Origin of the sequence: Lysobacter sp. CA196 (genome assembly GCF_052078695.1) — a bacterium.
In the GTDB taxonomy this organism is placed as follows: Bacteria; Pseudomonadota; Gammaproteobacteria; order Xanthomonadales; family Xanthomonadaceae; genus Lysobacter.
In genome coordinates, this window is record NZ_JBQJIN010000024.1 from 59,086 (window position 1) to 82,421 (window position 23,336).

General features: G+C 68.0%; 17 protein-coding genes and 2 riboswitches. Of the genes, 7 read left to right on the top strand and 10 right to left on the bottom strand.

Annotation, left to right across the window (positions count from 1 at the left end; all coding sequences use genetic code 11):
- Nucleotide 1: 1 nt before the first annotated feature.
- The 5 genes from modA to ACTOWK_RS18295 all read right to left on the bottom strand — a co-directional run bounded on the left by modA (nt 2) and on the right by ACTOWK_RS18295 (nt 4,116).
- Nucleotides 2–808 carry a molybdate ABC transporter substrate-binding protein gene (gene modA, locus ACTOWK_RS18275; protein ID WP_441331521.1) on the bottom strand — a complete coding sequence of 269 codons (807 nt, stop codon included), beginning with the start codon at nt 806–808 and terminating at the stop codon, nt 2–4.
- Between the two features lie 130 nt (nt 809–938).
- Complete coding sequence (locus ACTOWK_RS18280) at nt 939–1,454, bottom strand: hypothetical protein (RefSeq protein WP_441331522.1); 516 nt, start codon at nt 1,452–1,454, stop codon at nt 939–941.
- Nucleotides 1,455–1,463: 9 nt separating this feature from the next.
- Entirely contained in the window at nt 1,464–2,336 is an 873-nt protein-coding gene (locus ACTOWK_RS18285) for an MBL fold metallo-hydrolase (RefSeq protein WP_441331523.1), read from the bottom strand.
- A gap of 87 nt (nt 2,337–2,423) precedes the next feature.
- The gene (locus ACTOWK_RS18290) at nt 2,424–3,269 is read right to left on the bottom strand and encodes a S1/P1 nuclease (protein WP_441331524.1); all 846 of its coding nucleotides are present in this window, start codon (nt 3,267–3,269) and stop codon (nt 2,424–2,426) included.
- Nucleotides 3,270–3,492: 223 nt separating this feature from the next.
- Entirely contained in the window at nt 3,493–4,116 is a 624-nt protein-coding gene (locus ACTOWK_RS18295; RefSeq protein WP_441331525.1) for an OmpW/AlkL family protein, read from the bottom strand.
- A 279-nt stretch (nt 4,117–4,395) separates the two neighbouring features.
- Between ACTOWK_RS18295 and gap the strand changes: the two genes are divergently transcribed.
- On the top strand, nt 4,396–5,400 hold the full coding sequence (gene gap, locus ACTOWK_RS18300) for a type I glyceraldehyde-3-phosphate dehydrogenase (protein ID WP_441331526.1): 1,005 nt from the start codon (nt 4,396–4,398) through the stop codon (nt 5,398–5,400).
- A 217-nt stretch (nt 5,401–5,617) separates the two neighbouring features.
- Here the strand turns inward: gap and metE are convergent, their stop codons facing one another.
- A complete protein-coding gene (gene metE / locus ACTOWK_RS18305) occupies nt 5,618–7,900 on the bottom strand; it encodes a 5-methyltetrahydropteroyltriglutamate--homocysteine S-methyltransferase (protein ID WP_441331527.1) in 2,283 nt (760 codons plus the stop codon).
- 205 nt (nt 7,901–8,105) lie between these two features.
- A riboswitch (cobalamin riboswitch) is annotated at nt 8,106–8,312 on the bottom strand.
- Between the two features lie 19 nt (nt 8,313–8,331).
- Here metE and ACTOWK_RS18310 point away from each other — a divergent pair.
- The 3 genes from ACTOWK_RS18310 to ACTOWK_RS18320 all read left to right on the top strand — a co-directional run bounded on the left by ACTOWK_RS18310 (nt 8,332) and on the right by ACTOWK_RS18320 (nt 12,011).
- The gene (locus ACTOWK_RS18310; RefSeq protein ID WP_441331528.1) at nt 8,332–8,502 is read left to right on the top strand and encodes a hypothetical protein; all 171 of its coding nucleotides are present in this window, start codon (nt 8,332–8,334) and stop codon (nt 8,500–8,502) included.
- 128 nt (nt 8,503–8,630) lie between these two features.
- Nucleotides 8,631–9,755 (top strand): hypothetical protein, encoded by a 1,125-nt coding sequence (locus ACTOWK_RS18315; protein WP_441331529.1) that lies wholly within the window; start codon nt 8,631–8,633, stop codon nt 9,753–9,755.
- 135 nt (nt 9,756–9,890) lie between these two features.
- Nucleotides 9,891–12,011, top strand: coding sequence for a TonB-dependent receptor (locus tag ACTOWK_RS18320; protein WP_441331530.1), 2,121 nt, complete (start codon nt 9,891–9,893; stop codon nt 12,009–12,011).
- Between the two features lie 46 nt (nt 12,012–12,057).
- On the opposite strand, the gene ACTOWK_RS18325 is transcribed toward ACTOWK_RS18320, so the two are convergent.
- Nucleotides 12,058–13,104 (bottom strand): aldo/keto reductase, encoded by a 1,047-nt coding sequence (locus ACTOWK_RS18325; protein ID WP_441331531.1) that lies wholly within the window; start codon nt 13,102–13,104, stop codon nt 12,058–12,060.
- Between the two features lie 129 nt (nt 13,105–13,233).
- Here ACTOWK_RS18325 and ACTOWK_RS18330 point away from each other — a divergent pair, with 129 nt between their 5' ends.
- Nucleotides 13,234–13,929, top strand: a complete 696-nt coding sequence (locus ACTOWK_RS18330; RefSeq protein ID WP_441331532.1) for a hypothetical protein — start codon at nt 13,234–13,236, stop codon at nt 13,927–13,929.
- 18 nt (nt 13,930–13,947) lie between these two features.
- Here ACTOWK_RS18330 and ACTOWK_RS18335 read toward each other — a convergent pair whose 3' ends face one another.
- The 3 genes from ACTOWK_RS18335 to ACTOWK_RS18345 all read right to left on the bottom strand — a co-directional run bounded on the left by ACTOWK_RS18335 (nt 13,948) and on the right by ACTOWK_RS18345 (nt 18,150).
- On the bottom strand, nt 13,948–14,319 hold the full coding sequence (locus ACTOWK_RS18335) for an acyl-CoA thioesterase (protein ID WP_441331533.1): 372 nt from the start codon (nt 14,317–14,319) through the stop codon (nt 13,948–13,950).
- Nucleotides 14,320–14,434: 115 nt separating this feature from the next.
- Nucleotides 14,435–15,454, bottom strand: a complete 1,020-nt coding sequence (locus ACTOWK_RS18340) for a ribonucleotide-diphosphate reductase subunit beta (protein ID WP_441331534.1) — start codon at nt 15,452–15,454, stop codon at nt 14,435–14,437.
- 209 nt (nt 15,455–15,663) lie between these two features.
- Nucleotides 15,664–18,150 (bottom strand): ribonucleoside-diphosphate reductase subunit alpha, encoded by a 2,487-nt coding sequence (locus tag ACTOWK_RS18345; protein ID WP_441331535.1) that lies wholly within the window; start codon nt 18,148–18,150, stop codon nt 15,664–15,666.
- A 299-nt stretch (nt 18,151–18,449) separates the two neighbouring features.
- A riboswitch (cobalamin riboswitch) is annotated at nt 18,450–18,672 on the bottom strand.
- 135 nt (nt 18,673–18,807) lie between these two features.
- On the opposite strand from ACTOWK_RS18345, the gene ACTOWK_RS18350 reads away from it, so the two are divergent.
- Nucleotides 18,808–21,594, top strand: a complete 2,787-nt coding sequence (locus ACTOWK_RS18350; RefSeq protein ID WP_441331536.1) for a DUF2339 domain-containing protein — start codon at nt 18,808–18,810, stop codon at nt 21,592–21,594.
- A 10-nt stretch (nt 21,595–21,604) separates the two neighbouring features.
- Nucleotides 21,605–22,993 (top strand): DUF3999 domain-containing protein, encoded by a 1,389-nt coding sequence (locus ACTOWK_RS18355; RefSeq protein WP_441331537.1) that lies wholly within the window; start codon nt 21,605–21,607, stop codon nt 22,991–22,993.
- Nucleotides 22,994–23,336: the final 343 nt, after the last annotated feature.

Genomic DNA, 23,336 nt, shown 5'->3' on the forward strand with positions numbered 1-23,336 from the left:
GTCAGTCCAGGGTCGCGAAACCGTGGCGGCGGAAGATCGCCATCGCAGCCGGGCCATGCAGCCACTGTGCGAACGCGGCCGCGCGCGGCTGGCGGCTGGCGCTCACGCGGGCGACCGGATACACGATCGGCGCATGGCTGTCGGCGGGGAAGGTCGCAAGCACCCGCACCTTGGGTTCGGCGCGGGCGTCGCTGGCATAGACCACGCCGAGCGGCGCTTCGCCGCGCGCGACCAGCATCAATGCGGCGCGCACGTTCTCGGCTTCGGCGACCTTGGGTTGCAGCGCGGTCCAGACGCCTAGCGAGGCGAACGCGGCGCGTGCGTACTTGCCGGCCGGCACGCTGTTGGTCAGGGCCAGCGCAATGCGGCCGTCGCCGAGCAGCGGAAGCAGGTCGACGCCGGGCTTGAGCGCGACCGGCTGGGCGCTGCCGGTCTTCGCCGCGATCAGCACCAGGCGGTTGCCGAGCAGGTTGCGGCGGCTGCCGGAGTCGATGAGTTTGCGTTGCTGCAGATAGTCCATCCAGTCCAGGTCGGCCGAGACGAACACATCCGCCGGCGCGCCCTGCTCGATCTGGCGGGCGAGGGCGGAACTGGCGGCGTAGGACACGCGCACCGGCTGCCCGCTGGCCTTGGTGTACGCGGCCGCGGCTTCGTCCAGCGATTCCTTGAGGCTGGCGGCGGCGAACACGGTGATCGGTGCGGCGTCATTGGTCGGCCTGGGCGCGGTCTGCGCCGACGCGATGCCGGCTGCGAGAACGAAGCCGAGCGTACACAGGGCGCCCAGCCAGCGGCGACGGATCGATTTCATTGCGGACCTGTCGGGTGTGAGTCAGGGCGAGAGTAGCGCGAAGTCGAGGCGGCGCGACCGCGGGCGGCGGAACGCTGGGGCTCGCTCCCGCAACGGCCGGGGCGGAAGCGGCGCCGTGAGTGCATCGCGCTCAGGGCGCGTCGACCACCCGGATCGATTCGACTTGGCGCACCCAACGCGCCGGCCGCGATTCGCCCGGCGCGATCAGCCGCCACGGGCCGTCCTCGGCGGCGAGCGCCTCGCCGTTGCAGCGCCGGCTCAACACGACCAGATGCTGGCCGAGGCTGGGGTCGAGTTCGGCCAGCGAGAACGCGGCGCGGTAGCCGTCGCGGGCGCGCACCACCGCCACGCGGGCGAGGTCGGCACCGCGCAAGGGGGCGGCCGGCATCGCGCCGCTAGCACGCAGCAGTTCATGCAGGGCGACGCCTTCGCAGCTGAGCTTGCGGCCGTGCGCTTCGCCGGTCGCGGTGACCTGCGGCAAGCGCGCAATCATTGCTTCGTCGAGGGCGACCTCGACCGGTCCGGTCGGCGAGGACGGCGAGGGCAATGATTTGGCGCTATGCCGATGCGGCTCGGCCGCCTGCACGCTTGCGCTGGCGAGTGCGGCGATCAGGACGTAACGACGCAGGCGATGCGGGGCGGTCACAGGCAAGCCTCAGAGTCGATCGAGCGGAAGTTTCAGGTAACGCACGCCATTGGCTTCGGGCTCGGGCAGGGCGCCGGCGCGCAGATTGACCTGCAGCGCCGGCAGGATCAGGGCCGGTATCTGCAGTCCTGCGTCGCGCTGTTCGCGCAAGGCGACGAACTCGGCCTCGCCGGTGTCGCTGCGCACGTGGATATTGCTGCGCTTCTGTTCGCCGAGCGTGGTTTCGCAGGCCGGCTCGCGTTCGGGCTTGCCGTAGTCGTGGCAGACGAACACGCGGGTCGCGTCGGGCAGCCGGTACAGCGTTTGTATCGACCGATACAGCATGGCGGCGCTGCCGCCGGGGAAATCGCAGCGCGCGGTGCCGCTGTCGGGCAGGAACAGCGAGTCGCCGGTGAACAAGGCGTCGCCGATCAGATAGGCGAGGCTGTCGCGGGTGTGGCCGGGCACCGGGATCGCCCGCGCCTGCAGATCGCCGATGGCGAAGCCTTCCTCGTCGTCGAACAGATGGTCGAAAGCCGGGACGGCTTCGGTCTCGGCCAGGCCGAACAGCGGCGCGAACACGCGCCGGACTTCGTCGATGCGGCGGCCGATGGCGATCCGCGGCGGCTGCGCGCCCTTGGCCGCGATGGCCTCGCGCAGGGCATGGGCGGCGCTGAGGTGATCGGCGTGGGCATGGGTTTCGAGCAGCCAGTCGATCCGCAGCCCGAGGCGCGCGGCTTCGTCGAGCAGGGTCTGCGCGCTGCCCAGGCCGGTGCGGCCCGAGCGCGCGTCGTAGTCGAGCACCGGATCGACGATGGCCGCCGCACGCGTTGCCGGGTCGGCGACCAGATACGACCAGGTCCCGGTGTCGCGATGATGGAACGGTACGACCTGCGGCGACATGCGGTAACTCCTGGCGGCGATCCCGCTCGATGGACGCGGGAGGGACGGGCGCCGCCCGGTGATCAGGCCGGCAGGCGGGCGGTGCGCTCAGCGATGTGCGAGCGCGGCATTGAGCACGCCGGCCAGGTGTGCGCCGCCGAGCCGCAGCTGAGTTTCCGCCACCGGGCGCCAGGTTTCCACATAGGCCGGTTCGAGTATGTGGCCGTCGGGATAGAAGCCCGGCTGCAATACGATCCGGCACGAGGCCTCGGCCCAGGCGGGCGAGGCCGGTGGCAGGCCCAGGCTGCTCGCGGCCGGCGCCGGGGTCTGCCGCAGGTACTTGAGATAGGCCGTGTAGTCGCGCTTGCTCATCGACAGCATCTTGCTGTCCCACAGCGAATGCAGATTGGTGCCGTAGCCGTCGACGGGTTCCGGCTCGCCAGGAATCTGCAGTTGGTAGTCGTTGCCGCCCTTGTCGCGGCCGAAACCGGCGTGCAGCGGCTGGTGCACGTCGCCGACGAAATGAACCACGAACTTCAAGGCCTGCAGCCGTTTGTCCTGGGACTGGCTGCGGTCGGCGAGGATCGCGGTCTGAGTGCGGATCGCCTCGACCGCGCAGTTGCCATCCGGGCAATGACGCGCGGCGTCGTAATGGCAGTCGTCCTCGGCGAGGTTGACGTAATGCCACCTGGCGCTTTCTTTGCCGAGTTTGGGGTCGCTGCTGCGCAGGTCGTCGGCCCAGTTGGCGATGCCGGGCAGGCTCGGGTCGGCTTCGCCTTTGAGCATCTTGGCGATTTCGGCGCGCACCTCGGGACGCAGATCGTCCCAGGCCAGCGCCGCGACCAGGCGATGCCCCTGCGGGCCCCAGGCCAGGCTGTTGAGCGGCAGCAGAAGCAGCAGCGCCGAATAGCGGCGCAGCGATTTGGAGAAGGAACGCGAGCGGGTCGAAGTCATGGCGTCCACTTTACCGGAGCGGTTCATTGCGGCCGCTGTCCGAATAGGGCGAGGCGCGGTCGGCTTGGTGCCGACCGACAGGGGCGGTATGGGGGGTAATGCGAACGGTGGCTGCGGGCGCCGCGCGGCTGTCGCAAGCTCGCCGGATCGAAGCGACCAGGTCGAACCCGTTGCGATCGCGGCCGGCCGGGCCCGCCGCGATCGCCTGGCAGCGGATCGCTGCTTAGAACTTCATCACGTAGGCCAGACCGAACACGGTCGGGTCGATGGTGGCCTTGCCGATCTTCTGGTCGTTCAGCTCGACATCGGTCTGGATGTCGATCCAGCGTGCATCCACGCGGATCGAGCTGCGCTCGGTCAGGATGAAGTCGACGCCGACATGGGCCGCCACGCCGACCGAGTCGTCGAGCTTGAGGCGGGTGCCGCGCAGCGCACCGGTGGTCTTCTCGCTGAAGAAGGTCGTGTAGTTGACGCCCAGGCCGACGAAGGGCGAGACCACGCCGCGGCTGTTCCAGTGGTACTGCAGCGAGAAGGTCGGCGGCAGCTGCTTGGTCGTGCCGACCTTGCCGACGCCCTTGATATCGATGTCGTGCTTGAACGGCGTGGCCGCCAGCACCTCGATGCCGAGGTTGTCGCGGATGAAGTATTCGAAAGTGATGGTGGGCTGGACGTTGTCGCCGATTTCCAGCTCGGCCGCTCCGCCCAGCACGCTGCCGTTGTCGGACTTCGGATTGACCTGGTGGGCGCCGATACCCAGGGTGAAGTTGCCGGTCTGCTGGGCAAGGGCGGGCTGGACCGCGCAGGCCAGGGTGGCGGCGAGGACGCCGCCGATCAGTCGCTGATTCATTCCTTGAGTCCCCTGTGAGGTCGTGAAGAGACCGAGTTTGCAGGTTTGCTGAACAGGAGTCTGTCCGCACCGCACTCTAAATACGCCGGAGAACGGCAAACCTAGACCTGCGTTCCACTCTTGTTGCTATGTACCGCAGGAACGGCTTTCCAGCGGCTGTGCGGGCGGTCACGGGCGGTAACGGCCCCTCCATGGGGCCGGACTGCGACCCAGGCGCCGCCTTGCTAGAATGGGAGTTTCCCCACTTGACCCGCCCGGGCGGCTGCAGGAGTTACCTCAATGACGATCAAGGTAGGCATCAACGGCTTCGGCCGCATCGGACGCAACGTCCTGCGCGCGGCCGTGCAGAATTTCGGCAACGACATCGAAATCGTCGCCATCAACGATCTGCTCGAGCCCGACTACCTGGCCTACATGCTGCAGTACGACTCGGTCCACGGCCGCTTCAAGGGCGAGGTCAAGGTCGAAGGCAACACCCTGATCGTCAACGGCAAGAAGATCCGCCTGACCCAGGAACGCGACCCGGCCAACCTTAAGTGGGACGAGGTCGGCGCCGAGGTGGTGATCGAATCGACCGGGCTGTTCCTGGACAAGGTCACCGCGCAGAAGCATCTCGATGCCGGCGCCAAGAAGGTCGTGCTGTCGGCGCCGTCGAAGGACGACACGCCGATGTTCGTCTACGGCGTCAACGACAAGACCTACCAGGGCGAGGCGATCGTCTCCAACGCCTCGTGCACCACCAACTGCCTGGCCCCGCTGGCCAAGGTGATCAACGACAAGTGGGGCATCAAGCGCGGCCTGATGACCACCGTGCACGCCGCCACCGCCACCCAGAAGACCGTCGACGGCCCGAGCAACAAGGACTGGCGCGGCGGCCGCGGCATCCTGGAGAACATCATTCCCTCGAGCACCGGCGCGGCCAAGGCGGTCGGCGTGGTGATCCCGGAGCTCAACAAGAAGCTCACCGGCATGTCGTTCCGCGTGCCGACCTCGGACGTGTCGGTGGTCGACCTGACCGTGGAACTGGTCAAGGAAGCGACCTACGCCGAGATCTGCGCGGAAATGAAAGCGCAGAGCGAAGGCGCGCTGAAGGGCGTGCTGGGCTACACCGAAGACAAGGTCGTGGCGACCGATTTCCGCGGCGACGCCCGCACCTCGATCTTCGACGCCGAAGCCGGCATCGCCCTCGACGGCACCTTCGTCAAGCTGGTCAGCTGGTACGACAACGAATGGGGCTATTCGAACAAGTGCCTGGAAATGGTCAAGGTCGTTGCCGGCAAGTAAGCGGCGGTTTTCCTGATCGACGAGAAAGCCCCGCGATTGCGGGGCTTTTTTGTTGGGCTTTGGGTTGCCTGCTCGCCAAGGGGTTCGTTACCGCCAACACCGTAGACCGGCGTGTGGTGCGGTCGCTTCGATTTTCGGGACGTAGTCGTGTCGGGCCGCAAAGCGTCCCCCTTGCCGGCTCTACAAAGGGGGCGCCTTGCCCGGTCGACCGCCTGGCTCAGTCGACTACGGCGGCGATTTGCTCGCGCAGGCCGCGTGCGGACTGCACCATCGCGCGCAGGGCCGAGCGCACTTCCGGCCAACCGCGGGTCTTCAGGCCGCAGTCCGGATTGACCCACAGCTGCGCCGGGTCGAGCACATCGAGGGCCTTATCGAGCAAATCGCGCATCTCGGTCTCGCTGGGCACGCGCGGCGAATGGATGTCGTAGACGCCCGGGCCGATGCCGTTCGGATAGCGATAGCGCACGAACGCATCCAGCAACTCCATGCGCGAGCGCGAGGTCTCGATCGAGATCACGTCGGCGTCGAGCGCGGCCACCGCCTCGATGATGTCGTTGAACTCGGCGTAGCACATGTGGGTGTGGATCTGGGTCGCATCGCCGACGCCGCTGGCGGCGAGGCGGAAGCTTTCGCCGGCCCAGGCCAGGTAGGCCGGCCAGTCGGCGCGACGCAGCGGCAGGCCTTCGCGCAGGGCCGGCTCGTCGATCTGGACGATGGCGATGCCGGCCGCTTCCAGGTCCAGCACTTCCTGGCGCAGGGCCAGGGCGATCTGGCGGCAGCTGTCGGCGCGCGGCTGGTCGTCGCGGACGAAGGACCACTGCAGGATGGTCACCGGCCCGGTCAGCATGCCTTTGACCGGGCGCTGGGTTTGCGCTTGCGCGTAACGGGTCCAATCGACCGTCATCGCCCGCGGCCGGACCACGTCGCCGAACAGCACCGGCGGCTTGACGCAACGCGAGCCGTAGCTCTGCACCCAGCCGTGGGCAGTGAAGGCGAAACCGTCGAGTTGCTCGCCGAAGTACTCGACCATGTCGTTGCGTTCGAACTCGCCATGCACCAGCACGTCGATGCCCAAGGCCTCCTGCTCACGCAGGCACAGCTTGGTCTCGTTCTCGAGGAAGCCGCGGTAGGCCGCGTCGTCGATCTTGCCGGCCTTGTGCTCGGCGCGCGCGCGACGCACTTCGGCGGTCTGCGGAAACGAGCCGATGGTGGTGGTCGGGAACAGCGGCAGGCCGAGGCGTTGCGCCTGCACCTTCGCGCGCTGCGGGTAGGGCGAGGCGCGCCGGGTCATCGCCGGTTCGACCGCGGCCAGGCGCTTGCGCACCTCGGCATTGCGCAGCAACGGCGAGGCCAGGCGCGCGGCGCGCGCGCTGGCGGCGGTGGCGAGGTCGCGGTTGGCGTCGGCGCTGCCGGTAAGGGCATCGGCGAGCAGGCGCAGCTCCTCGATCTTCTGCCGCGCATAGGCCATCCAATGGCGCAACGGCGCGGGCAGCTTGCGTTCCAGTTCCAGGTCGGTCGGCACGTGCAGCAGCGAGCACGACGGCGCCAGCCATTGCGCGCGATCGCCGGCGCGGCGGGCGAGGCTCAGCGCGGCGTCGAGATCGGCGCGCCAGATGTTGCGGCCGTCGACCACGCCGAGGCTGAGCACGCGGTCGTCCGGCAACAGCGGCAGCACGCTTTCCAACTGCTGCGGCGCGCGCACCAGGTCGACGTGCAGGCCTTGCACCGGCAGGCGCGCGGCGAGCGCGGCGTTGTCGCCGAGGCCGCCGAAGTACGTGGTCAGCAGGCGCTTCGGTGCATTGGCATCGGCCAGCGCGGCGTAGGCGCGGCGGTAGGCGTCGCGGTCGGCGTCGTCGAGGTCGAGCACCAGCGCAGGCTCATCGAGCTGCACCCACTCGGCGCCGGCGGCCTTGAGCTTGGCCAGCAATTCGGCATAGGCCGGCAGCAGGGCATCGAGCAGCTCGCGCGGGTCGCCGCCGTCGCTGCGTTTGCCGAGCTTGAGGAAAGACACCGGGCCGAGCAGCACCGGCCGCGCCTCGATGCCGAGCGCGCGCGCCTGCGCCAGTTCCGCCAGGGGCTTGTCGCCGCGCAGGGCGAAACGCTGGTCGGGTTCGAACTGCGGCACCAGATAGTGGTAGTTGGTGTCGAACCACTTGGTCATCTCGAGCGCGTGCAGGTCGCGACGGCCGTCCTGCAGGCCGCGGGCGAGGGCGAAGTAACCGGTCAGCGGGTTTTCGTCGTAGACCTCGCGGTATGGCGCGGGGATCGCGTCGAACAGCACGGCGGTGTCGAGGACGTGGTCGTAGAGGGAGAAATCGTTGCACGGCACGACGTCGGCGCCGGCTTGCCGCGCGAGCCGCCAATGGCGTTCGCGCAGGCCGTGGGCGGTGTCGTGCAGCGCCTGGGCCGGCGTGTCGCCTTTCCAGAACGATTCGAGGGCCAGCTTGAGCTCGCGCCGCGCGCCGATGCGCGGAAAGCCGAGGTGGGTGACGCTGATCATGATGATTACCTGCGATGCGTGGGCATGGCGCAGGGCAACGAAGGAGACCACGGCTGCGCCGGCCCGACGCTCGCGCGCCCGGCTTCGCCACACCCCTTGGTGTCGACCTTCGCCCCCGCGGGCGAACCGGCGCGCACGACGCGGCCTGCGCCGGGACGGGCCCGGACGCAGCGCCGACACCTTGCGGGCCGGAGTCGGACGGAAGGCGAGCCTTCCGGTCATGGCAGGTCTTCGGGCTTGGGGCATGGAGCACGAGGCGCCTCCTACTGTCCGTCGCTTCCCGGGATCGCTCCCAGTGCCTGACGAAGTTCGTTCCCTATACCGCTGCGGGGCAGCTCCGGAATTGGACGTGGCGTCCGCACCGGATTCCCTCTAACCGCCGCCGGCGCGAACCGGGGCGATTTGTCACATCGCTTCATCTGCATAAAGCGATGTTCACCATCACGCCGCCAAGCTACGCAGCGCGACCGGCGAAGTCAATCGCCGCGATCGCGATGCGTGGACCCGGTTTGCGATTTGTGGCCGCTGCCGCCGGCCTCGCCGTGGCGGGTATTTCCCCGGCTGCCGTTCATGCGCCGCCGACGATGATGGCGTCACGCTGAGCGCCGCGTTCGCCATGACCTCCTGCCGTTGAGCTTGGTGGGGCCTGGGGCTAACGTTGGCGCTGTGGCGACGATGCGCGGCGCAGGTCCAGGACGGCCTGCGCGATCCCGAATCCGATGGGTGAAACATGCTTTTCAGAAGGACGTTTGCGCTGACCTTGTGCCTGCTCGGACTGGCGGCTTGCGGGAGGGATTCCGCCGCGCCGCCGCCGGCGAGCGCCGAGGCGGTCACCATGGGCAGCCAGAACGAGTCGCCCAAGGTCGCCGCGGCGGACCCGTCGAGCGAGACCGACATCCTGCAAGGCACGTATTGGCCGCCGGCCAAGCTCGACGGCGGCGTGGCCAAGATCAGCTGCGAATACGACTACCCGCGTTTCGGCGACGGCGAAGCGTTGACCGCGCTCGACTTCTTCAGCCTGGTCGACGCCTTGTCGCCGTGCCAGGCCAGCGGCGTGGTGCGCCTGCACTACCAAGGCAAGATCGGCGCCGGCTTCACCGCGCTGGTGCAGCGCGTCGCCGCGATGGCCACGCGCATGGAAATCCAGACCCGCATCCTCGACATCGACTCCAGCGGCGGCCACGTCGAGGAAGCGATCCGCGCCGGCGACTCGATCGCCGAATCGGGCTGGGCGATCTGGGTGCGCGACGACTCGGTCTGCCACAGCGCCTGTGTGCTGGTGCTGGCGTCCGGCGACACCCGTTCGATCGAGGGCAAGGTGGGCATTCACCGGCTGATGCGCGACCGTTCGACCGCGACCTCGCGCGCCGAACTCAGCCGCGAGCTCAAGGCGATCAACCAGCAGGTGCGCGATTATCTGGAACGCAACGGCGTCGCCACCGGTGTCGCCGACCTGATGATGACGATCGCCAACCGCGACTTGCGCGTGTTGACCGAGGACGAGCTGAAGCAATTCGGTCTCGACGGCACCAACGCCGCCCAGGACGACCTCGACCGCATCCGCCTGACCCGCAAGTGCGGCGAAGACTTCGTCCGCCGCCGCGAAGCCTTCCGCCGCGATTTCGATGCCCAGTGCATGGCCACCGGCAAGAACTTCGCCTCCATGCCGGAATGCGCGAAGGCCTTGCAGAAGCAGTTCGGTTTCCCCGACGAGACCTGCCCCTCCGACAGCCCGGCCGACCTGTACGCCCGCGACCTGCGGCGCCTGCCGCTGCTGGACGACGAGGACACCGATGCCGACGCGCCGGCCACGGCGGCCGCGGCGAAGAAGCGTTCCAACAAGAGCGCCGAATAACTCCGCCGGTTCGAAGAGGGCCGCAGCGGCGTCGCACCTTGCGGTGATCGCGGGCGACGGCGAGAATCGGCGCCCCTGTCATAGCCAGAGCCCCTGCGGTCTCAAGCCAGACCCCGTCACGCAGGAGCTGTGCCCATGCCTTCATTCCTCCGACCGGCGCGTCTCGCGCTGGCCTTGCTGCCGCTTTGCCTGGCGCCGTTGCACGCAGTCGCGGCCGATGCCGCAGCCGATGCGGCAGCTGATATGGACGTCCACCAGCTCGACCAGATCCAGGTGCTCGGCAAGGCCGGCCCGAGCTTCGGCGCCGAGCGCAGCCGCAGCGCGACCAAGACCGACACCGCGCTGGTCGAGATTCCGCAGGCGATCACCGTGTTGCCGCGCGCCCTGATCGACGCGCAGGGCGGGCGTTCGCTCAACGAAATGCTGGCGCTGGTACCGGGCGTCGGGCTCAACAACGGCGACGGCCAGCGCGACCAGGTCGCGATCCGCGGTTTCAGCACGCTGTCCGACCAATACCTCGACGGCGTCCGCGACGACGCGATGTACTACCGCGACCTCGCCAACACCGAGCGTATCGAAGTGCTGAAGGGGCCGTCGGCGATGTTGTTCGGCCGCGGTTCCTCGGGCGGCCTGATCAACCGGGTCAGCAAGCAGCCGCTCGACACGGCGCAGGGCAAGCTGCGGGTCTATGCCGACAGCGAAGGCGGACGGCGCGGCGAGTTCGACCTGACCGGTCCGCTCGGTATCGGCGCGGGCCGCCTGGTGGGGGCCTACGAGGACTCCGACAGCTTCCGCGAACAAGGCTTCATCGAACGCTGGCTGATTGCGCCGTCGTATCGCTTCGAACTCGGCGGCGGGCAGTTGCTGTTGCAGGCCAGCGCGCAGCGCGACGAACGGGTGACCGACTTCGGCATCCCGAGCCTGTTCGGGCGTCCGCTCGAGGTGCCGATCGACACCTATTACGGCTCCTCCGACGCCCGCGACCAGGACTACAGCCGCGCCCGCGTGCAGGTGCTCAACGCGACCTACGCCAAGGCGCTGAGCGAAGACCTCGATCTGCGCGTGACCGTGCGCGGGAGCGACTACCGTCTGGACCGGCGCAATACGCTGATCACCGGCAATCCTTTCCTGCGCAACGGCCGCTGGCTGTCGAACCGGCGCCACGCCGGCAACGAACGCGACCAGCAGGCCTGGTTCGCGCAGGCCGATCTGGTCCACGAGGGCGAACGCCATCGGCTGTTGCTCGGCAGCGAGTTCAGCTACGAGCGCAAGGATCAAGCCAGCTACGGCGGTATCGCCACGCCGATCGACCTGCTCGCGCCGGTGCTGAGCCCTTCGATCTTCAATCCCAAGGCCGAAGCGGCCGCACGCAGCCGGCTGCGCAACGCCGCCTTGTACCTGCAGGACCAGATCGCCTTGAACGCGCAGTGGAAGGCGGTGATCGGCGCGCGTTACGACGACTACCGCCAGCAGACCCGCGACCGCCTCAACGCCTCCGCGCCGGCGCTGGACCGCAGCGACCGCGAATGGAGCCCGCGCCTGGGCCTGATCTGGATGCCGACGCCGCAGCAATCGCTGTACGCGAACTGGGGCGAGTCGTTCCAGCCCTCGGCCGAGAGCCTGCCGTTGAGCACGGTCAACGTCGACCTGCAGCCGGAGACGACCGCCAATCGCGAGCTCGGCTATAAGTTCGCCAGCGCCGATGGCCTGGTGAGCTTCGACGCGGCGGTATTCGAGACCGAGCGCGAGCACATCAAGACTACCGACCCGGTCGACCCGCGCAGGCAGATCAGCGTGGGCACGCAGCGCACGCGCGGCGCCGAACTCGGCTTCGCCGCCTCGTTGTTGCAGCGACGCTTGGACCTGTATGCCGGCTATGCCTATCTCGATGGCGAGATCAGCAAGTCCAACAACGTCGCCAACGGCGTGTCCCTGCAGGGCCGCACCTCGGCGTTGACGCCGCGCCACAGCGCTTCGGTCTATGCCGAGTACCTGCTCGGCCGCGGCTTCAGCGTCGGCGGCCTGGTCCAGCACGTGTCGATGCAGTACGCCGCACCGACCAATCTGAGCGTGCTGCCCGCGTTCACCCGTTTCGACCTCAACCTGCGCTACCGCAGCGGCCCCTGGGACTGGCGCCTGCGCCTGGAGAACGCATTCGACAAGCGTTACTTCAGCTCCGCGCACGGTTCGGTCGACGGTTTCAACACGCCGGGCGCGCCGCGCACCCTCAGCCTGACGGCGGATTACCGTTTCTGAGTGCAAAGCAAGCGCCGCGGCCGAAAACGACCGCGGCGCTAGCGACTTACCAGCGGCGTTCGATCCGCGCGCCGCCGAACATCACTTGTTGGATGCCGGGCAGGGCCAGGAAATCGTGCGGGAAGCCGAGCCGGACCGCGCTGGCGTCGTCGAGCCGGCGTCGTTGCGCGTCGTCGAGTTCGATGTCGAGTGCGCCGAGGTTCTCTTGCAACTGCGCCAGGGTGCGTGCGCCGATCACCGGGGCCACGCCGCCGGGCTGGCGCAGCAACCAGGCCAAGGCGACCTGCGCCGGCGGTCGTTCCAGTTCCGTCGCGACCGCCTTGACCGTCTCGGCGATGCCGAGGGCGCGTTCGGTCAGCGCGCCGTTGCCGATCGCCACCGCGCGACGGCCTTCGGCATGGCCTGCATCGAGGTCGGCGCGCGTGTACTTGCCGCTCAATACACCCGAGGCCAACGGCGACCAGGCGGTGACGCCGAGCCCGAGTTCGATCGCCATCGGCAGCAGTTCGCGCTCGCTGTCGCGCTGGGCCAGGCTGTATTCGGTCTGCAGGGCGATCAGCGGCGACCAGCCGCGCAGCTCGGCCAGAGTCTGCATGCGTGCGGCCTGCCAGGCCGGAAGATCCGACACGCCCGCATACAAGACCTTGCCGGCGCGGACCAGGTCGTCGAAGCCGCGCATCACTTCCTCGACCGGCGTGGTCGTGTCCCAGGCGTGCAGATACAGCAGGTCGATGTAGTCGCTGCCGAGCCGGCGCAGGCTGGCTTCGACCGACTGGCGCAGGTTCTTGCGGTGGTTGCCGCCGGCGTTGGGGTCGCCCGGGTTCATGCACAGGGAGAACTTGGTCGCGATCACCAACGCGTCGCGGCGGCCGCGGGCGAATTCGCCGATCAGGCGCTCCGAACTGCCGCCGGTGTAGAGGTTGGCGGTGTCGATGAAGTTGCCGCCGCGTTCGAGGTAGGCGTCGAACACGCTGCGCGCCTCGTCGGCATCGCTGCCCCAGCCCCAGTCGTTGCCGAAGGTCATCGTGCCGAGGCAGAGCGGGCTGACGCGCAGGCCGGAGCGGCCCAGGGTGCGGTAATCGTCCAGACGCATGTGGTGGTTCCATCGAAGGGGGTGCCACGAGTCTAGGCAGCGCGGTATGGGCGAAATATCCGCAACTTGCTTCCGCGCGCACTCCTTGTAACGCTGGCGTGGGCCGCAGGGTGCGGCGATGGAGCGCAGATGCCCGAGCAGGAAGAAGTCGTCGCGACGCAGGACCCGGTCAACGAGCATTTCCCTGTCGCGATGGCCGAATGGAAGGTCATGAGCGTGATCCTGATCGGCGTCGCGGCTACCGTCGCCCTGATCATGACGATGTTGATGCTGAGCGAGGGGAGTGGGCCGGTGGCGGTCGAACCCAGCGGCTTGTGGCGGGCCTGGAACCTGCTGCTGATCGCCGGCCTGGCCTGGGGCGCTTATCGCCTGGGGCGTCGGCCGAGTCTGCGGGCTTGGCGCTTGCTTGCGGCGGTGCCCTTGCTGATGGTGCTGATCGCGATGTGGATGGCGCTGGGTTGGTCGGTGGACCGCTACAACGCGCGTTGGGGGCGCGAGGAATGGATCGTCGGCAAGACCGCCAACCTGCATTGGCAACCGCATTGGAGCAAGAACGGCGGCCCGGGCGTCACGGTGAGCTTCCGCTTCGAGCCGGAGGGCACGACCGTCGACGGCGCGGCCGTCGATGGCGCAGATCGCTCGCGCTACATCGAGACCTCGCAGTCTTTGTACGAGTCCTTGCGGCAGCGACCGCGGCTGGGAATGCGCTTGCGCCGCAGTTGGGCCGGCTTGTCGTATCGCGCGCTGGTGCTGTGCGAGCAGCCGAGCGGCGAGTGCTCGGGCACGATCGTGCCTGAGTCGGAGACGCCCGGCACGGCGCCCTGATCGTCCTGGCCGCGCGCCTCAGCGCGGCAGCGGCGGGACCGGCGTGGGTTTGCCGTCGACGTCGAGCGCGATCATGGTGAAGCGGCCGCGGGTGGCGAGTTGCGACTCGCCCGAGAGCAGGTCTTCCTTGTGCATCTCGACTTCGACCTGCATCGAGGTGCGGCCGGTCTCGACCACCCGAGCGACCAGCTCGACCAGCGCGCCCTTCGGTACGGCGGTGTGGAAATCGATCTGCTCCGAACGTGCGGTGACCACCGTGCGGCGGGCATAGCGCGAGGCGGCGATGAAGGCGGCCTTGTCCATCCACGCCAGCGCCTGGCCGCCGAACAGCGTGCCCAGGTGGTTGGTGTGGTCGGGGAAGACGATCTCGGTCATGCGCGCTTCGATCATTTGAGGAATGAGTTTAGAGGGGTGAAGAATGAGGAGTGAGTTTAGAGGAGTGAGGAGCGAGCCAGGGGCCGGAGCCGCTCTACTCATTCCTCACTCCTGATTTCTCACTCTTGCTTTAAAACGCTTCGTCGAACGCGACTTCGCCCTGCACGCCGACCTGGTAGGCCGAGACGCGGCGCTCGAAGAAGTTGGTCACTTCCTGCACGTCCTGCAGGTCCATGAAGGCGAAGGGGTTGGTCGAGCCGAAGTGCTTGGGCATGCCGAGCTGGGCCATGCGCTGGTCGGCGCAATATTCCAGGTACTGGCGCATGTCCTTCAGCGACAGGCCGACCACGCCGCCGGACAGCACGTCGCGGGCGAACTGGTATTCGCACTCGACCGCTTCTTCGAACATCTTCACCACCTGTGCGCGCAGGTCGGCGTCGAACAGGTCGGGCTCTTCCTCGCGCGCGGTGCGGATGACCTCGAACGCGAACGCCATGTGGCAGCTCTCGTCGCGGAACACCCAGTTGGTGCCCGAGGCCAGGCCGTTGAGCAGGCCGCGCGAACGCAGGTAGTAGACGTAGGCGAAGGCGGCGAAGAAGAACAGGCCTTCGATGCAGCCGGCGAAGCAGATCAGGTTGAGCAGGAACTGGCGGCGTTGATCGCGGGTTTCGATGCGCTGCAGGCCCTGGATCGAATCGATCCAGCGGAAGCAGAACTCGGCCTTGGCGCGGATCGAGGGGATGTTCTCGACCGCGTCGAAAGCCTTGGCGCGCTCGTTCGGGTCGGGCAGGTAGGTGTCGAGCAGGGTCAGGTAGAACTGCACGTGCAGCGCTTCCTCGTACAGCTGCCGCGACAGATACATGCGCGCTTCCGGCGCGTTGATGTGCTGGTACAGGTTCAGCACCAGGTTGTTGGAGACGATGCTGTCGCCGGTGGCGAAGAATGCCACCAGGCGTTCGATCAGGTGACGCTCGGCCGGACCGAACTTGTGCTTGAGATCGTTGACGTCCTGGGAGAAATCGACTTCCTCGACGGTCCAGGTGTTGCGGATCGCATCGCGGTACATCTCGTAGAAGTGCGGATAGCGCATCGGCCGCAGGGTGAGATCGAAACCGGGATCGAGGAGCAGGCGATTTGAATCGGTGGACATGGTGGTTCCTTGGATTACTGTCCTCTCCGAATGCGGGAGAGGTTGCTTATCCCTTCTCCCGCGGGCGGGAGAAGGTGCCCGGAGGGCGGATGAGGGCGCGCGAGGATCGTCGATTGCGCGAGCTGGGCGATGCGCTTGCCCTCACCCCAACCCCTCTCCCGTAAACGGGAGAGGGACTAAAGCTATGAAGCTTTGGATGGGTCGGAGGATTACTGGCAAGCCTCGCAAGATTCCGGGTTCTCCAGCGAACAGGCGATCGCCTCGTCTGTGGTGTATTCCGGCTTCGGTGCACTGACCGCCGGCGCGCTGACCGTGGTCTTGGCGATCTTGGTGGCCGGGCGCGAACGCAAGTAGTACGTCGTCTTCAGGCCCTTCTTCCAGGCGTACATGTACATCGAGCTGAGCTGGCCGATGTTCGGGCTCTCGATGAACAGATTGAGCGACTGGCTCTGGTCGATGTACGCGCCGCGCTCGGCGGCCATGTCGATCAGCGAGCGCATCGGCAGCTCCCACGCAGTGCGATAGACCTGGCGCAGCGCATCCGGCACTTCGTTCACCGACTGGATCGAACCTTCGGCCATCTTGATCCGGTCGCGCATCTCCGCGGTCCACAGGCCGAGCTTCTTGAGCTCTTCGACCAGGTACTTGTTGACGACCAGGAAGTCGCCCGACAGGGTCTCGCGCTTGAACAGGTTCGACACCTGCGGCTCGATGCACTCGTAGCAGCCGGCGATCGAGGCGATGGTCGCGGTCGGCGCGATCGCGATCAGCAGCGAGTTGCGCAGGCCGTGTTCGGCGATGCGCTTGCGCAGCGCGTCCCAGCGTTCGGGCTGCGAAGGGGTGACGCCCCAGGCCTCGAACTGCAGTTCGCCGATCGATGCGCGGGTATCGGCGAAGGACGGGTGCTTGCCGTGTTCCATCGCCAGCTCGTTCGACGCCGACAGAGCGTGGAAGTAGATCGCCTCGGCGATCTCCTGGGCGAGCTTGCGCGCCGGCTCCGAATCGAACGGCAGGCGCAGCTTGAAGAACACGTCCTGCAGGCCCATCGAGCCCAGGCCGACCGGGCGCCACTTGAGGTTGGCGCGGCGCGCGGTCTCGATCGGATAGAAGTTCAGGTCGATGACGCGGTCGAGCTGGCGCACGGCCAAGCGCACAGTCTCGGCGAGCTTGTCGAAATCGAACGCGCCCACGCCCTTATTAGAGCTGGGATCGTCGTACATCTCGACGTGGTGCGAGAGGTTGATCGAGCCGAGGTTGCAGACCGCGGTCTCGTCCTGCGAGGTGACCTCGAGGATCTCGGTGCACAGGTTCGACAAGTGGATGACGTTGCCGTCGCGCAGGGTCTGGTTGGAGGCGCGGTTGGACTTGTCCTTGAAGTTCATCCAGCCGTTGCCGGTCTGCGCCAGGGTGCGCATCATCCGCCCGTAGATGTCGCGCGCCTTGACCTTCTTGGTCGCCAGGCCGGCCGCTTCGGCGGCGTGGTAGGCGCGGTCGAAGGCTTCGCCCCACAGGTCGGTCAGCTGCGGCACCTTGGACGGGTCGAACAGCGACCAGTCGGCGTCGGCCTCGACCCGGCGCATGAATTCGTCGGGAATCCAGTTGGCCAGGTTGAGGTTGTGGGTGCGGCGCGCTTCGTCGCCGGTGTTGTCGCGCAGTTCGAGGAATTCCTCGATGTCGGCGTGCCACGGCTCCAGGTAGACGCAGGCCGCGCCCTTGCGCTTGCCGCCCTGGTTGACCGCGGCGACCGAGGCGTCGAGGGTCTTCAGCCAGGGCACGATGCCATTGCTGAGGCCGTTGGTGGAACGGATCAGCGAGCCGCGCGAACGGATGCGGGTATAGCTCAGGCCGATGCCGCCGCTGAACTTGCTGAGCTTGGCCACGTCCATGTAGCGCTTGTAGATCGCTTCCAGCGAGTCGTCGGGCGAGTCGAGCAGGAAGCAGCTCGACAGCTGCTCGTGGGTGGTGCCGGCGTTGAACAGGGTCGGCGAGCTCGGGATGTAGTCGAGCTGGGCCATGCGCCGGTACAGGGCGAGCGCGTCGCCGACGTCTTCGCTGAGCGCGCAGGCGATGCGCAGGAAGAACTGCTGCGGGGTCTCGATGACGGTGCGCGCGGTCGGATGGCGCAGCAGGTAGCGGTCGTACAGGGTGCGCAGGCCGAAGTAATCGAACTTGGCGTCGAGGTTGCGGTCGATCGCGTCGTTGAGCTTGCGCGCATTGGCCTGGACGAAGTCGAGCAGGCGCTGGTTGATCAGGCCCAGGTCGAAGCCGCGCTGGACCGACTGCGAGAACGCATGGATCTCGATGCCGGCGACTTCCTTCTCGATCACGCCGGCGAGCAGGCGCGCGGCGAGACGGCCGTATTCGGGTTCTTCGGCGGTCAGCAGGGCGGCGGTGCGGATCGACAGCTCGTCGAGTTCGCGCGTGGTCGCGCCGTCGTACAGGCCGGAGATGGTGCGGGTGGCCACGCGCATCGGGTCGACGGCGTACAGGTTTTCGCCGCTGCGGGTCACCGCGCGCACGATCTTGTTCAGGTCGACCGGCTCGCGGCGGCCGTTGCGCTTGGTCACGCTCATGGTCAGGTTGGCCGCGGGCGGGGTCAGCGCGAAACCGGTGTCGGCTTGCGGGTCGCGGGCGGGTTTGGCGGCGGTGTCGGCGGCGGGGGAGGCGGCGGACGATTCGGGTGCGAGCGTGGTCATGGCGTAACTCCGGGGCGTGGGTGCACGGGTCGCCGACCTTCCCGCGAAGGGCGACGCGCGGAGAACGCGGACGCGCCATCGGCGACCGGCCGCGCAGCGGCGTCGTCGATGGCACGGCCGTGCCCCCGCGGGCGCGGAACTCGGGGGCTTGCAGGCGAGGTGTCGCGCGGCCCGAGACGGGCGCATCCCGCGTCGGCGCGCGTGGCGGCGCCGCAACGGAACGAGCACGACAGCGAAGCCATCGTGCTGCGACACCGGCCGTCTTCCCCCGAAGACTCCTGGGCCGGTACCGCGCGGTGTGCAACGCGCGGCTGTCGGCAGGTCTTCGGGCTCGGGACACGACGACTCGCGTCTCCTACTGGCTACCGCTTCCCAGGCGCGAGGCGCGTCCAGTGCTTGGTAGCGTTCGTTTCCCATACCGCTGCGGGGCAGCGCCGGCTTTGGACGTCGCGCTGGCTGCGTCCTTACCGGCTTCCCTATTGAGCCAATCTCGCGATCGGCACCGACGGGCACAACATAGTGTGGTTTATCGATTCCGTCAACGCGATATGTGGTGAACAAGCTGTGTATAGAATGCGTGAAGCCTTGTCCTTCAAGGCTTGCGGCTTGGTGTAACGTTCGTGACCAAGCGCACGATGCACGGAACAGGGACGGGTGATGGAAGCACTGATCGTTTTAGTGGCACTGGGGTTGTTGCTGGTGCCGGTCCTGCTGGTGGTGGCGCTGATGCAAGTCGCCGGACTGAAATCGCGCGTGTCCGAACTCGAGCGTCGCGTGGCGCAGCAAGCCGAGTCGCTGAGCGCGGCCAGGTCCGGCCAGCGCGGGGACGAAACCCTGGCCGAGCGGATCGCGCGCGAAGCGCCGCCGCCGACAGCGCCGCCGGTTCGTCCGCCGCCTGTCAGCACGGTTGTTCCTCCTGCGGTCGTTCCAGCCAAACCCGTTGCCCCGGTCTCGGCGCCCACGCCGTCGCCGGCCGCGAGCGTGCCGCCGCCGATACCGCAGGACGTCGCCGCCCGCCCGGCCGCTGCGCGCGCCGCGCCTGCGGCCTGGCGCGCGCCTGCCGCACCGCCGCCGCCGGACGTATTCACCGTCGCCGCGCGTTGGCTGCGGCGTTGGTTCACCGAGGGTAATGTGCCGGTCAAGGTCGGCATGCTGGTGTTGTTCGCCGGCGTCGCCGCGCTGTTGAAGTACGCCACCGACCAAGGCTGGCTGCATTTGCCGATCGAGCTGCGCCTGGCCGGCGTCGCCCTCGCGGCGATGGCGGGGCTGGTGTTCGGTTGGCGCCAGCGCGAACGCAAGCGCAGTTTCGCCCTGAGCCTGCAGGGCGGCGCGATCGGCGTGCTGCTGTTGGTGGTGTTCGCCGCTTTCAAGCTGTACCAGCTGATACCGGCCGGCGCGGCGTTCGCGATCAGCGTGGTGCTGGTGGCCGGGGCCGGCGTACTGGCGGTGAGGCAGAACGCGATGGCGTTGGCGGTGTTCGCGATCCTCGCCGGTTTCCTCGCGCCGATCTGGCTGTCGACCGGTTCCGGCAACCACGTCGCCCTGTTCGGTTACTACGCCGTACTCAATGCCGGCATTTTCGCGATCGCCTGGTGGCGGCCGTGGCGGGTGCTCAATCTGCTCGGCTTCGTCTTCACCTGGGGCATCGGCACCTTGTGGGGCGTGCTCAAGTACCGCCCCGAGCATTTCTCCACCACCGAGCCCTTCCTGCTGCTGTTCTTCGCCTTCTATCTGTTGATCCCGGTGCTGTACGCGCGCAAGCGTCCGGCTGGGCACCGCGACCTCATCGACGGCTGCCTGGTGTTCGGCACGCCGCTGGTCGCGTTCTCGCTGCAGGCCGGTTTGCTCGAAGGCGATCGCATGCCGCTGGCGTTCTGCGCGCTGGGGCTGGGCGCGTTGTATGCGGCACTGGCATGGTGGCTGCGTCGCGATCGGCGCTTCATCGAGCTGTCGACGCCGTATGCCTTGCTCGCCGTGGGCTTCGCCACCCTGGCCATTCCGCTGGCGCTCGCCGCCGAGGCCACCGCCTGCGTGTTCGCGCTCGAAGGCGCGGCGATGGTCTGGCTGGGCTTGCGCCAGCAGCGTCGCTTGCCGCAGCTGGTCGGCTTCCTGTTGCAGGGCGCGGCCGCATTCGCCTTCGTCATCGGCGCCAGCGACGCGGTCTGGGACGCGCAAGTACCGCTGCTCAACGCCAGCTTCGCCGGCGCCCTGCTGATCGCCATCGCCGGTTTCGCCAGCGCCTGGAGCCATCGTCGCAGCGACAGCCCAGGGCCGGCCTTGCCGTATTACCTGTGGGGCCTGGCCTGGTGGCTCGGTGCGGCCGGCAGCGAGATCGCCGACTTCGTCCCCGACCGCCACAGCGCCGATGCGGTGCTGATGCTGACCGCCGCCAGCGGTTGGATCGCCGCGGAAGTGTTCCGTCGCCACAGCTGGAAAGCCTTGTCGCTGACCGCGATGTTCGCCCTGCTGTCGGCGCTGCCCTTGCTGTTCGTGCAGACCGATTTGCACGACTATCCGCTCGCCGGATTCGGCTGGCTGGCCTGGGCGCTGTATGCGGTGCTCGGCTGGCGCACCCTGATCGGCTTGCGCGAACGCGCCGGCGGTGAACTCGGCCTGGCCCATTCGGGCTGGTGGTGGGCGTGGACGCTGGCGATCGGCGTGACCCTGCTGCGTGTGTTGACCTTGTGGCAGCACAACGGCATCCCTGTGCTTGGCACCGGTTGGACCGTCGCGGCTTTGTTGCTGCCGATGCTGTTCATGGCGGCGGCGATGCTGTGGCGCCCGGGCCTGGTCGCACAGCCCCTGTCGCAGCGTTTCGCCGCTTGGCGTGCGCCGTTGCTGGCTTCGTTCGCGATCGTGCTGGCGCTGGCGATCGGCTTCACTCTCGCTACTCCGGCCAACCCGCATCCGCTGATGTGGCTGCCTTTGCTCAATCCGCTCGGCCTGATGCAATGGGCGGTGTTGACGGTGTTCGGCGCATGGCTGGCGTCGCCGCTGGTCGGCGACGAACTGCGCCGCCGCCGCGTGCCCTTGCTCGCAGCTGCCGGCTTCGTCCTGATCACGGTCGAAGTGTTGCGCAGCGCGCACTACTGGGGCGGCGTGGCGTGGTCGTCGTCGATGTTCTCGACCAGCCTGGTGCAGACCAGCCTGACCGTGGTCTGGAGCGTGCTCGGCGTGGCCGGCTGGATCGCCGGTTCGCGCCGCGGCCAGCGCGGCCTGTGGTTGGCCGGCGCGGTGTTGATGGCGGTGGTACTGGCCAAGTTGGTGCTGGTCGATCGCGGTCATCTCGGCAACCTGCTCGGCATCGCCTCGTTCATCGCCTACGGCCTGCTGTGCACCCTGGTCGGTTATTTCGCCCCGGCGCCGCCCGGTGCGCCGGCGCCGCCGTTCGACGACACGCGTCCCGACCGCGATCCGCGCGACACTCACGAGGCCCAGGCATGAGCACGATGTCATGAGTATGATTTCCGGGTTCCGCCGCAGCGCCTTGCTGCTCATCGTGCTGCCGCTGTCGGCCTGGGCCGGCCCGCGCGAGGATTACGCGCGGCAATGGCCCTTGAACCTCAGTCGCGACGACGGCGGCGCCTATCGCGTGGTGCTCGACGAGAACGTCTATCGGCAGGCGCAAAGTCCGCAGTTGCGCGACATCGACGTGCTCGACGGCAGCGGCACGCCGGTACCGGCTTCGGTACTCACGCCCGAACAACCGCTGGCGCGTGCACCGCAGCGCGTCGCCTTGCCGTGGTTCGCCTTGCCGGCCTCGCCTTCGGACTCGGCGACCCAGGGTTGGGAGCTGATCAGCGAAGTCGAGACCGACGGCCGCCTGCGCCGGGTCGAAGCGCGCAGCACCGCCAGCGACACCACGCGCCTGCCGCAGACCGCCTTGTTGATCGATGCCAGCCGCTTGCGCCGGCCGATCCTCGCGCTCGAACTGGAATGGGCGCCGGGTGCCGCGCTCGACGCCGCCTACAGCGTCGAGGCCAGCGACGACCTCGACCAATGGCGCAGCCTCGGCAGCAGCGGTCGTTTGGTCGACCTGCAACGCGGCGGGCAGCGTTTGCTGCAGCGGCGCATCGTCTTCGATAGCGTGGGCGAGCAGGCGCGCTATCTGCGCTTGACCCCGCAAGACCCCAAGGCCGCCGCGCAGATCAGCGCGGTCAGCGCCGAACTGGCCGGCAACGCCGCCGCCGCGCCGCTGCAATGGCGCGAGTTGAAAGGGCGGCGGGTCGAACAGAAGGACGGCAAGGTCGCCTTCGAATACGAACTCGACGGGCGCTTTCCGATCCAGCAGATCGACGTCGCCCTGCCGGGCAATCACGCTCTGGAATGGCGCCTCGACAGCCGCGACGACAGCGAACAAGGCTGGCGTCCGCAGGCCGGCCCGTGGATGGCGTTCCGCGTCGCCGGCCAGGGCGAGGGCGACCGCTCGGCCGCGCGCCAACTCGCCGCGATCGTGCGCGATCGTCACTGGCGCTTGCGCGCGGACGCCGCGGTGCCGAGCGAACCGACGCTGCGCCTGGGCTATCGGCCCGAGGTCGCGGTGTTCCTGGCCCAGGGCGCACCGCCGTACGCCCTGGTGGCCGGCAGTGCCCGCACCGCGCGTGCCGATTCTCCGCTAGCGCACCTGATCGAAGCCCTGCGGCAGACCCGCGGCAAAGATTGGCAACCGGCCGAAGCCAGTCTGGGCGAACCCGCACCCCTGGCCGGCGCCACCGCCCTGGTGCCGCTGGAACCGAAACGCGACTGGCGTTCGTGGCTGCTGTGGGCGGTGCTGGTGGCCGGCGCGCTGATCGTGGCGGGCTTCGCTTTCAGTTTGCTGCGCAGCTCGAAGCCGGTGGCTTGACGGGGTTGCGCGACAGCGCGGTCGCGTTTAGCTCCAGCTTCAGTTCGCTACGGCTACGGCTTCAGTTTTTCTGTGGCAGTGGCTTTATTTCTTGCTGTTGCTGTTGCTGTGCTGCACTCGCGAAAGCGATAGAAGATCCGGAGGGCGGCGCGCAGGGATGCGCGCCGTTTTTCATCGGGACGGGGATGTCCCGAATGTAGATCCCTGCGTCGGCAACGCTCGCGCGGGCCTGTGATTCAAAACAAAGCAACTTCTTTGGTTAGGCGGAGTCAACATCCAAGTGCATCACCCCACCGCAAGCACGTCCTCAATAGAGAAGTTCACCGGCCGCCTGTAAAGCTTC

Coding starts and splice junctions, on each gene's coding strand:
- modA (WP_441331521.1), bottom strand. CDS start 808: ATGAAATCGATCCGTCGCCGCTGGCTGGGCGCCCTGTGTACGCTCGGC.
- ACTOWK_RS18285 (WP_441331523.1), bottom strand. CDS start 2,336: ATGTCGCCGCAGGTCGTACCGTTCCATCATCGCGACACCGGGACCTGG.
- ACTOWK_RS18290 (WP_441331524.1), bottom strand. CDS start 3,269: ATGACTTCGACCCGCTCGCGTTCCTTCTCCAAATCGCTGCGCCGCTAT.
- ACTOWK_RS18295 (WP_441331525.1), bottom strand. CDS start 4,116: ATGAATCAGCGACTGATCGGCGGCGTCCTCGCCGCCACCCTGGCCTGC.
- gap (WP_441331526.1), top strand. CDS start 4,396: ATGACGATCAAGGTAGGCATCAACGGCTTCGGCCGCATCGGACGCAAC.
- metE (WP_441331527.1), bottom strand. CDS start 7,900: ATGATCAGCGTCACCCACCTCGGCTTTCCGCGCATCGGCGCGCGGCGC.
- ACTOWK_RS18310 (WP_441331528.1), top strand. CDS start 8,332: ATGTTCACCATCACGCCGCCAAGCTACGCAGCGCGACCGGCGAAGTCA.
- ACTOWK_RS18315 (WP_441331529.1), top strand. CDS start 8,631: ATGCTTTTCAGAAGGACGTTTGCGCTGACCTTGTGCCTGCTCGGACTG.
- ACTOWK_RS18320 (WP_441331530.1), top strand. CDS start 9,891: ATGCCTTCATTCCTCCGACCGGCGCGTCTCGCGCTGGCCTTGCTGCCG.
- ACTOWK_RS18325 (WP_441331531.1), bottom strand. CDS start 13,104: ATGCGTCTGGACGATTACCGCACCCTGGGCCGCTCCGGCCTGCGCGTC.
- ACTOWK_RS18330 (WP_441331532.1), top strand. CDS start 13,234: ATGCCCGAGCAGGAAGAAGTCGTCGCGACGCAGGACCCGGTCAACGAG.
- ACTOWK_RS18335 (WP_441331533.1), bottom strand. CDS start 14,319: ATGATCGAAGCGCGCATGACCGAGATCGTCTTCCCCGACCACACCAAC.
- ACTOWK_RS18340 (WP_441331534.1), bottom strand. CDS start 15,454: ATGTCCACCGATTCAAATCGCCTGCTCCTCGATCCCGGTTTCGATCTC.
- ACTOWK_RS18345 (WP_441331535.1), bottom strand. CDS start 18,150: ATGACCACGCTCGCACCCGAATCGTCCGCCGCCTCCCCCGCCGCCGAC.
- ACTOWK_RS18350 (WP_441331536.1), top strand. CDS start 18,808: ATGGAAGCACTGATCGTTTTAGTGGCACTGGGGTTGTTGCTGGTGCCG.
- ACTOWK_RS18355 (WP_441331537.1), top strand. CDS start 21,605: ATGAGTATGATTTCCGGGTTCCGCCGCAGCGCCTTGCTGCTCATCGTG.